Origin of the sequence: Mesorhizobium sp. M7A.F.Ca.MR.176.00.0.0 (assembly GCF_004023165.1) — a bacterium.
Lineage (GTDB): Bacteria > Pseudomonadota > Alphaproteobacteria > Rhizobiales > Rhizobiaceae > Mesorhizobium.
On record NZ_RZTC01000180.1, the window covers coordinates 1 to 7,514 of the forward strand.

The 7,514-nt window shown below is 63.4% G+C and carries 11 protein-coding genes; 7 read left to right on the forward strand and 4 right to left on the reverse strand.

Annotated features, from left to right (window positions below):
* Together EOB59_RS32645 and EOB59_RS32650 are read left to right on the forward strand one after the other, a co-directional pair.
* Positions 1–696, forward strand: a 696-nt coding sequence (locus tag EOB59_RS32645; RefSeq protein ID WP_128290158.1) for a TRAP transporter large permease subunit, incomplete at its 5' end; no start/stop codon positions are given.
* On the forward strand, positions 693–1,076 hold the full coding sequence (locus EOB59_RS32650) for a DUF1850 domain-containing protein (protein ID WP_127331364.1): 384 nt from the start codon (positions 693–695) through the stop codon (positions 1,074–1,076). The genes EOB59_RS32645 and EOB59_RS32650, both read left to right, overlap by 4 nt.
* Positions 1,077–1,125: 49 nt before the next feature.
* Here EOB59_RS32650 and EOB59_RS32655 read toward each other — a convergent pair whose 3' ends face one another.
* The 3 genes from EOB59_RS32655 to EOB59_RS32660 all read right to left on the reverse strand — a co-directional run bounded on the left by EOB59_RS32655 (position 1,126) and on the right by EOB59_RS32660 (position 1,906).
* Complete coding sequence (locus tag EOB59_RS32655; RefSeq protein WP_245486852.1) at positions 1,126–1,512, reverse strand: DCC1-like thiol-disulfide oxidoreductase family protein; 387 nt, start codon at positions 1,510–1,512, stop codon at positions 1,126–1,128.
* Between the two features lie 125 nt (positions 1,513–1,637).
* Positions 1,638–1,763, reverse strand: coding sequence for a hypothetical protein (locus tag EOB59_RS37250; RefSeq protein ID WP_281061741.1), 126 nt, complete (start codon positions 1,761–1,763; stop codon positions 1,638–1,640).
* Between the two features lie 2 nt (positions 1,764–1,765).
* On the reverse strand, positions 1,766–1,906 hold the full coding sequence (locus EOB59_RS32660; protein WP_013528645.1) for a hypothetical protein: 141 nt from the start codon (positions 1,904–1,906) through the stop codon (positions 1,766–1,768).
* A 376-nt stretch (positions 1,907–2,282) separates the two neighbouring features.
* On the opposite strand from EOB59_RS32660, the gene EOB59_RS32665 reads away from it, so the two are divergent.
* Both EOB59_RS32665 and ligD read left to right on the forward strand, forming a co-directional pair.
* A complete protein-coding gene (locus EOB59_RS32665; RefSeq protein ID WP_128290160.1) occupies positions 2,283–3,152 on the forward strand; it encodes a Ku protein in 870 nt (289 codons plus the stop codon).
* 12 nt (positions 3,153–3,164) lie between these two features.
* Positions 3,165–5,681 (forward strand): DNA ligase D, encoded by a 2,517-nt coding sequence (ligD, locus tag EOB59_RS32670; protein ID WP_128290159.1) that lies wholly within the window; start codon positions 3,165–3,167, stop codon positions 5,679–5,681.
* Positions 5,682–5,693: 12 nt separating this feature from the next.
* Here ligD and EOB59_RS32675 read toward each other — a convergent pair whose 3' ends face one another.
* Positions 5,694–6,368 carry a winged helix-turn-helix domain-containing protein gene (locus EOB59_RS32675; protein WP_127395879.1) on the reverse strand — a complete coding sequence of 225 codons (675 nt, stop codon included), beginning with the start codon at positions 6,366–6,368 and terminating at the stop codon, positions 5,694–5,696.
* Between the two features lie 68 nt (positions 6,369–6,436).
* On the opposite strand from EOB59_RS32675, the gene EOB59_RS32680 reads away from it, so the two are divergent.
* The 3 genes from EOB59_RS32680 (at position 6,437) to EOB59_RS32690 (ending at position 7,389) form a co-directional block, all read left to right on the forward strand.
* Entirely contained in the window at positions 6,437–6,652 is a 216-nt protein-coding gene (locus tag EOB59_RS32680) for a DUF1127 domain-containing protein (RefSeq protein WP_127395886.1), read from the forward strand.
* Positions 6,653–6,715: 63 nt separating this feature from the next.
* Positions 6,716–7,048 carry an NIPSNAP family protein gene (locus EOB59_RS32685; RefSeq protein WP_013528650.1) on the forward strand — a complete coding sequence of 111 codons (333 nt, stop codon included), beginning with the start codon at positions 6,716–6,718 and terminating at the stop codon, positions 7,046–7,048.
* A complete protein-coding gene (locus EOB59_RS32690; RefSeq protein ID WP_127383493.1) occupies positions 7,045–7,389 on the forward strand; it encodes an antibiotic biosynthesis monooxygenase in 345 nt (114 codons plus the stop codon). Before EOB59_RS32685 ends, EOB59_RS32690 begins: the two co-directional genes overlap by 4 nt.
* Positions 7,390–7,514: the final 125 nt, after the last annotated feature.

A 7,514-nucleotide genomic window follows, 5' to 3' on the forward strand; every position in this document is an offset into this window, starting at 1 on the left:
GGCATTGCCTGCGCCATCGTCGGCATCGTCATCGGCACGCTGACGCTGACCGGCATCGCTTCGACCTTCATCGGCTGGATCATCTCCATCGGCGAGAACAATCTGTTCCTGTCGCTGTTGCTGACCATGCTCACCTGCCTGGTGCTGGGCATGGGCATCCCGACCATTCCCAACTACATCATCACCTCGTCGCTGGCCGGGCCGGCGCTGCTCGAGCTTGGCGTGCCGCTGCTGGTCAGCCACATGTTCGTCTTCTATTTCGGCATCATGGCCGATCTGACGCCGCCAGTGGCGCTGGCCGCCTTTGCCGCGGCACCCATGGCTAGGGAAAGTGGCCTGAAGATCGGCATCCAGGCGACTAAACTCGCCATTGCCGGCTTCGTGGTGCCGTTCATGGCGGTCTACACGCCGGCTCTGATGCTGCAGGACGCCGGGCCGATCGCCGCGCAGTTCGGCTATCCCGTCGAGGTCGCCTACATCGTCGCCAAGGCATGCATGGGCATCGTGCTGTGGGGTGCCGCCGCCGTCGGCTTTCTCGCCCGCCGCATGGCGGGGTGGGAACGCCTGCTTGCCTTCGCCGCCGGCGTGCTTCTGGTCGCCGCGGTACCGCTGACCGACGAGGCCGGCTGGGCGCTGGCGCTGGCCTGGATCGGCTGGCACTGCTTTCGTGCGCGGCAGGCTTCAGTCAAAACATGAGCCTTTGCATCCTGGCCGCCGGCAAGATGGTGACGTTCTCCGTCGCCGCCTTTACGCTGTCCTGGACGCATTCGGTGGAACGGACGCGCTGGGAGGAAGACTGGAAGGTCACGCCTATCGGCCTGCAGTTGGTCGAGGCGCGGGTCAAGGGCTCGGGCGCCGGCATGGAGCCACCGGAAGGCGCGGTGCTGAAGAATAGCTGGTGGGCCTATACGCCCACGGTCGGCCCACAGCGGCGCGTCATACTCGCCGCCTCCGGCGCAACCGGCGACGGCTGGACGCTGTGCTCGGTTCAAGGCTGCCGGGAATTGGGCAAGGGGGCCGGCGACGCGATCGTGCTGAAGCCGTGCGAATCCACCGGTTCGAGCCAACCGCGATAACGCCCGATCAATGCGCTGAGCGGCGGCTCGTTCTCCAGCAGCCACATCCTCAGTCAAGGAACCGCTCGCGCAGCTCCGGAGAAGGAACCTCGCAGCTGTCCTTCCTGCCGAACAGCGCGTAGCGATTCCTGGCAACGCGCTCATAGAGCCAGTCGCGCAGCGGGCGCGGCAGCAGCAGCAGCGTTTTTGCCGCCCGCCAGGGCCAGCCGAGTTCCGCCATGACAGCGACGAAGCTGTCGAGCCGCGTGAAGGCGACGCCGTCGATCAGGACGAGGTTGGGTTCGTAAGAGTCCGTGCGCAGTCCATGCTTCCGAAACAGCGTTTCACCGAAGGGCGACTGCGCGGTGGCGAAGCGGAAACGGCCTTGGCGATCGAGCCTGACCACCATGCGCACGAAGCCTGAGCAGAGCACGCAGACGCCATCGAAAACGATCAATCGTGGCGTGCGTCGAGAGTTGTTCCGGAGGGACGATTTGACTGGGGTCGACTGGGTTGGGAATGGTCGGTCACGCTGGCCTCGGCTGCTCGTGTCCTATGACACTAAGCCGGCCAGCGTCGGTATCAAAGCCGTGGCGATGTCGCACGGCGCCTGTCGGCGAGAGCGGGACGCTCGGCGCGATAGGTGGTGGCGCGGGTAGAGGCGGCCGGCCGGCAGATCCGGCTGTCGTGGCGATTTTCGAAAGCCATGATCAGTGCGCGCCCAGCGAGTTGCCGCGACGGGCGCAAGCAGGGCCGGGGCCGCGCATGTAATAGCGCTCGGGCCGATAGGTCGGCGCGACGAATTCGCGGATGGCGGCGGCATAGCCGATGAGGTGCGCGAGGAAGTTCATTACCCTTGTCCCTGTCCCGATTTTCGGATGTCCCTTCCGAATTGCGGTCATCATAGCGTCGAGGCGTGAATAGTCGGTGAACGTGATGTTAATATCTGGTCGAAAATGCCTTGCTTCGTGGCTGGATTGCGGCTGATTCGGGGTCTTTCCGTGCAGTTGGCGGCATTCCGGCCAATGTGACTTTTGCATCACATATGTTTCGTTTGAATGTCGCGCGCGCGCGGTTCTGTTTCAACTTTTGCCGCGCCCGCAAGATTCAGGTGCTGACGGCCATAAGGCCTCGGGCGCGCCCTGGCGTCCAGATCGGTCCGTGAGCGCGGAACTGGAGCGCGGTCTGTCCGTTCTCACCTTCATCTGGTTGTGGAAGGGAGATATCATGGCGCCGCGTCCGGCCTGGAGAGGCTATTTAAAGCTTTCGCTGGTCACCTGTGCCGTCGAACTCACCAATGTCGTCACCCACACGGAGCGGGTCTCGTTTCGGATTCTCAACCGCAAGACCGGCAACACGGTGAAGCGCCTCTATGTCGATGCCGAAACCGGCAAGCCTCTGGAGGAGGATGACGAGATCAAGGGCTATGAACTCGACGATGGCGATTTCATCCATATCGAGGAAGACGAGATCGAGGCGGTGCAGATCGAATCCTCGCACACCATGGCCCTCGACGGTTTCGTCGACAAAGCTTCGATCCAGCAGATCTATCTCGATACGCCCTATTATGTCGCCCCGGCCGACAAGGTGTCGGAAGAAGCGTTCGCCGTCATTCGCGACGCGATGGCGGGCAAGAAGATGGCCGGGTTGGCGCGTATCGTGCTCTACCGACGCGAACGGCCGGTGGTTATCGAGCCGCTCGGCAAAGGCATGGTGCTGACGACGCTGCGCTACGACAACACGGTGCGCCAGCCGGACACCGTCTTCGGCGACATCGAGTCGGTGAAGACCGATCACGAGATGACCGACCTCGCCGAGTTGATCATCGACAAGAAGAAGACGAAGTTCGACCCCTCGAAATTCGACGACAAATACGAGGACGCGCTGCTGGAGCTGATCCGCGCCAAGAAGGCTGGCCACAAGGCGCCGAAGGCCAAGGCGGCGCCCAAGCCTTCCAATGTCGTCAATCTGTTCGACGCGCTGAAGAAGAGCCTGTCAGATTCCGGATCATCGAAAAGGTCTTCGTCGGCGAAAGCCAAGCCGGCGGCCAAACGCGCCAAGCCGAAAGCCAGCGCGCCCAAACGCAAATCGGCCTGAGGAACCCAACGGATGGCCAGCCTCGAACAATATTACTCCAAGCGCGATTTCAAGAAGACCGCCGAACCGGCCGGCAAGGTCGCCCGGACCAAGAAGAGCGAGGTCGGCGGCATCTTCGTCATCCACAAGCATGCCGCGACGCGGCTGCATTACGACCTGCGGCTCGAGCATGACGGCGTGCTGTGGAGCTGGGCGGTGACGCGCGGCCCGAGCCTTGATCCGCATGAGAAGCGACTGGCCGTGCATGTCGAGGATCACCCGATCGACTATGCGCCGTTCGAGGGCACCATTCCCAAGGGCGAATATGGCGGCGGTTCGGTCATCGTTTGGGACGAGGGCACCTGGACCCCCGAGATCGACCCGGCCAAGGCGATGAAGAAGGGCCATATCAGCTTCGAGCTCAGGGGACACAAGCTGCATGGGGCATGGCATCTGGTGCGACTGAAGCCGCGTGCGGGTGAAAAGCGCGATAACTGGCTGCTGATCAAGTCGGACGATGCCGCAGCGCGTCCCGGCGAGGACATCCTCAAGGAGGCGCCGGAATCGGTGAAGTCGGGCCTGACCATCGAGGAGGTCGGCGAGGGCAAGACCGCGAAGGGTGAGAAGCCGAAGGTCTGGCATTCCAACAAGCCGGCCGCCGGCAAGACGAAGGCCGCGGGCAAGAAACTCGACTTCATCGAGCCGCAGCTGGCCACGCTGGAGCGCGATGCGCCGCCGGGCAAGGACTGGCTGCATGAGGTGAAGTTCGACGGCTACCGCATGCAGGCACAGATCGCCGGCACCGACGTGCGGCTGCTGACCCGGACCGGCCTCGACTGGACGAAGAAGTTCGGCGGCGAGATCGTCGCGGAGTTGGCCGCGCTGAAGTGCAGCGACGCCATCATCGATGGCGAGGTGGTCGTGCTGGCCGACAGCGGCGTCTCGTCTTTCGCGCTGTTGCAGCAGGATCTGTCGGCGAAGCGGACGAATCGCTTCATCTATTACGTATTCGATCTGATGCGCCTCGATGGAAGGGATTTGCGGCGCGAGCCGCTGGTCGAGCGCAAGCAGGCCTTGCAGGATTTGCTCGGCAAGCAGTCCGACAATCCGGCGGTCCGCTTCAGCGACCACTTTTCCGAACCCGGCAAGATCATGCTGGAGCATGCCTGCCGGATGGGCCTGGAAGGCGTCGTCTCCAAGCGTGCCGATGCACCCTATCGCAGCGGCCGCGGCCCGACCTGGGTGAAGTCGAAATGCACGGCGCGGCAGGAATTCGTCATCGGCGGCTATCTGCCGTCGGACAAGACCGGGCGCGGCCTGCGCTCGATCCTGGTCGGCTTCCACGAGGGCGGCAAGCTGCATTATGCCGGGCGCGTCGGCACTGGTTTCTCCGGCAAGGGCGCCAATGAGCTGAAGGCAAAACTCGATGCATTGACGGCAAAAACATCGCCCTTCTCCACCGCGGTGCCGAAGGGCAAAGGCCTGGTCTGGGTCAAGCCCGAACTTGTCGGCGAAGTGGAGTTTCGCAGCTGGACCTCGGACCGTATAATACGCCACGCCTCGTTCCAGGGATTGCGCGAGGACAAGCCGGCGGTGGAAGTCGTGCAGGAAAAGCCCGAAGCGTCGACAGGCAAGCCATCGACAGGCAAGAGCACGGCCAAGCCGGCATCGGGTGGCAAAGCCGCCGGATCGATGACGACCACGGTAAAACTCTCGCATCCCGACAAGCTGCTGTGGCCGGACGAAAACATATCCAAGCAGGGCCTGCTCGACCATTACGCGCAGGTTTGGCCGCGCATGGAACAGTTTGTCGTCAACCGGCCGCTCAGCCTGGTGCGGGCGCCGGACGGTGTCGGTGGCCAGCGTTTCTTCCAGAAACATGCCTCGGCCGGTATGAGCGACAAGATCGCGCGCATGAAGGATCCGACTGACGGCGAGGAGATCTTGTACATCCGGGATTTCGATGGTGTCGCCGCATTGGTCCAGTATGGCGTGGTCGAGATCCACATCTGGGGGTGCACGATCGACGAGATCGAAAAGCCCGACCAGATCATCTTCGATCTCGATCCCGATGAAGGTGTCGACGTGAAAGCGGTCCGCGAGGCGGCACTCGATATCAGGGGCAAGCTCGACGAGCTGTCGCTGCCGAATTTCGTCAAGACTTCGGGCGGCAAGGGTTTTCACGTCATGGTGCCGCTGAGACCAGCGTCGGATTGGGAGGAGGTCAAAACCTTCGCCCATGATTTTGCCCGTGCGCTGGAGCAGGGTGCCCCCGACCGCTACACGGCGACGCTGTCGAAAAAAGCGCGTACGGGAAAGATCTTCGTCGACTATCTGCGCAATGGCAGGGGCTCGACGACGGTCGCGCCCTATTCGTCACGCGCCAAGAAGGGCGCCACGGTGTCGATGCCGGTGACGTGGCCAGAGATCGAGGCCGGCTTGGCGCCGAACGCTTTCCCGATCGGCGACAAGACTACGCTGAAACAGCTGGCGAAAGCCGATCCGTGGTCGGATTTCTTTAAGCAGGGCAAGGCTCTGAGGCGGGGTTAACGCTTCGCCCGTTCAGGACAGAAACACCCTCTCAAACGCCTGTCTACCCGGCGGCGAGAAGATCACCGCGCGGCTGTCCTTCTCGCGGCGCGCCCATTTCTCGGCCAGGATCTTCTCGAGGATGGCGGCGCCCAGCGTGCCGGCGAGGTGCGAACGGCGCACGCTCCAGTCGAGGCAGGCGCGGCACACCGGCCGGCGCGGCTTGGTATAAACGTCGATGCCTATCGCCGCGAAATGCGAAGCCGCCGATGGCCCGAGCCTGATCTCCTGTTCGTCGCGGACCAATACGTTTTTGGCGACGAGCCGATCGAGCATCGCCACCGCCTGCTCGCCGGCGAGGTGATCGTAGCAGACGCGCGCCACGCGCATGGCGCCATCGCGCGGACCCGGGCGCACACGCCTTGGACCGACGGCTTCCGCGACGCCTGTGATGGCTTCGATCATGCCCGCCACCTGCGGTCCGGCGAGGCCGTAATAGCGATGCCGGCCCTGGCTCGCCACCGTGAGCAGCCCACCTTCCATCAGTTTGCCCAGGTGCGAGCTGGCGGTCGGCAGCGAAACGCCGGCCTCGAGCGCCAGTTCGCTCGCCGTCAGCGCCGTGCCGCCCATCAGGGCATTCAGCATGTTTGCCCGTGCCGGGTCGCCGACCAGGCTGGCGATGCGGGCGATGTCGGGTCCTTCACGCATAGTTCGTTCCTCATCGAAGCGTTCTTGTCAGATAATCACTATTCTCAGGTGAGATCAAGGAGACGATGATGGCCGAACGAACCGCTTTCCCCTCAGCCCCGCTCCCCAGCCGTCAATTCTTCCCGTTCGTCAGCTGGCTGCGTTCGCGGCAGCTGGCCCGCTGGTATGACCGCCATTTGCAGCGTCTGGACCTTGCCGAGATCGATGATCATCAGCTGCGCGATCTTGGGCTAGCGCGGCAAGACGTGCGCCGCGAATGCGCGAAGTCCTTCTGGCAGCCCTAGCAGACCAGACGACACAACGTTTCGATGCCGCTCGAACTATCGACGCACCCCAAGGAGACCACAATGACCATCACCTGCTTCATCCGCTACGAGATCGACCCGTTCGGCAAGGCGGCCTTCGAGGAGTATGCGCGCAATTGGGGCCAGGCCATTCCACGCTGCGGCGCCGATCTGATCGGTTACTACGCGCCGCATGAGGGCTCGGCGACGACCGCGTATGCCGCCTACAACATCGAGAGCCTGGCGGCCTACGAAGCCTATCGCGCCCGGCTTGCCGCCGATCCCGCCGGCAAGGCAAACTACGAATTCGCCAAGCGCGAGAGATTCATCCTGAAGGAGGATCGCATGTTCCTGAAACTGGCCTCAGGCCCGCACGCGAAACTGGTGCTGCCGTGATTGCCGTCATCTTCGAAGTCGAGCCGGCGGAAGGCCGGCGCGACGCCTATCTGAGCATCGCCGCGGACCTGCGTCCACTGCTCGACGGCATCGACGGCTTTCTTTCCATCGAGCGTTTCCAGAGCCTGGCCGATCCGAACCGCATCCTGTCGCTGTCATTCTGGCGCGACGAGGAAGCCGTGAAGGCCTGGCGCAACACCGAGGAACACCGGCAGGCGCAGAAGGCCGGCCGTGGCGGTATCTTTACCGGCTACCGATTGCGCATCGCCCATGTGGTGAGGGATTATGGGCTGACGGAGAGGGACGAGGCGCCTAGGGATAGCCGGGCGGTGAATGGGTGAGTGGCAAGTTTCTTCCTTCTCCCCCTGTGGGAGAAGGTGTCGCCGCAGGCGACGGATGAGGGGTGTTCCAGGGAACGCCAACGTCTCACTCCGCTGGAACACCCCTCATCCGTCTCGGCGCTGCG

Coding starts and splice junctions, on each gene's coding strand:
- EOB59_RS32650 (WP_127331364.1), top strand. CDS start 693: ATGAGCCTTTGCATCCTGGCCGCCGGCAAGATGGTGACGTTCTCCGTC.
- EOB59_RS37250 (WP_281061741.1), bottom strand. CDS start 1,763: ATGGCTTTCGAAAATCGCCACGACAGCCGGATCTGCCGGCCGGCCGCC.
- EOB59_RS32660 (WP_013528645.1), bottom strand. CDS start 1,906: ATGAACTTCCTCGCGCACCTCATCGGCTATGCCGCCGCCATCCGCGAA.
- EOB59_RS32665 (WP_128290160.1), top strand. CDS start 2,283: ATGGCGCCGCGTCCGGCCTGGAGAGGCTATTTAAAGCTTTCGCTGGTC.
- ligD (WP_128290159.1), top strand. CDS start 3,165: ATGGCCAGCCTCGAACAATATTACTCCAAGCGCGATTTCAAGAAGACC.
- EOB59_RS32675 (WP_127395879.1), bottom strand. CDS start 6,368: ATGCGTGAAGGACCCGACATCGCCCGCATCGCCAGCCTGGTCGGCGAC.
- EOB59_RS32680 (WP_127395886.1), top strand. CDS start 6,437: ATGGCCGAACGAACCGCTTTCCCCTCAGCCCCGCTCCCCAGCCGTCAA.
- EOB59_RS32685 (WP_013528650.1), top strand. CDS start 6,716: ATGACCATCACCTGCTTCATCCGCTACGAGATCGACCCGTTCGGCAAG.